Source organism: Bradyrhizobium sp. P2_E8, from assembly GCF_056403875.1.
The window spans coordinates 1-876 of record NZ_JBFUES010001692.1; the positions used below are offsets into that span (position 1 = coordinate 1).

Consider the following 876-nt stretch of genomic DNA (forward strand, 5'->3'; position numbering starts at 1 on the left):
CGCCCTGGCCGACGAAACAATTTGACGGCGCACGAAACCATTTTCCGCTTTTCGTGCAGACGTCCCGAAACGTTGGCTCATTAACACTTTGATCCAAGGAAACGCCGCTCGGTTGCGGCGCTACGGGRAGCCAAGTCTATGCGGAACGTCATCGCCATCAACGCCCAGGCCAGCCAGAGCATCATCGCCGCTCAGGCGACTTCGGACGATATGCTTCTGGAGAGCATTGCCGACGGCAACCGGACGTCGATGCACATCCTCTATTGCCGGCACAATGTGCGGGTTTACCGTTTCATCCTGCGTATCGTGCGCGATGCCACCACGGCGGAAGATCTGGTCAGCCAGGTGTTTTTGGACGTGTGGCGGACCGCCGGCCAGTTCCAAGGCCGCTCGCAGGTCTCGACCTGGCTGCTGTCGATCGCCCGCTTCRAGGCGCTGACCGCGATGCGCCAGCGCCGCTTCGAGGACATCGACCAGGAAGACGTGCGCCAGATTCCCGACGATTGCGAAACGCCGGAGACCTCGCTCGACCGCAGCGACACCAGCGCCATCCTGCGTGCCTGCGTGCAGAAACTGTCGCCCGCGCATCGCGAGATCATCACCCTCGTCTACTACCATGAGAAGTCGGTGGAGGAGGTCGGCCAGATCATCGGCATCCCCCAGAGCACGGTGAAGACGCGGATGTTCTACGCCCGCAAGCAGCTGGCCGATTTGCTTAAGGGCTGCGGCGTGGAYCGCTTCGCCGCCTGAAAGCTCATGATTTCAAAGGGATAGGACCGGTTTATCGGCCCTATTCCCGGACACGGAAGTGTTACCGCGGACGAAACAATTGAAACAAAGCACAACATCAGGCGGAAAAACTTCCCTCCTATAAAG

General features: G+C 59.8%; 1 protein-coding gene. It reads left to right on the forward strand.

Going from position 1 to position 876, the window contains the following annotated elements; all coding sequences use genetic code 11:
- The first annotated feature begins 138 nt into the window (after nucleotides 1-138).
- Nucleotides 139-750, forward strand: a complete 612-nt coding sequence (locus AC1D00_RS43260) for a sigma-70 family RNA polymerase sigma factor (protein WP_477014945.1) — start codon at nucleotides 139-141, stop codon at nucleotides 748-750.
- Nucleotides 751-876: the final 126 nt, after the last annotated feature.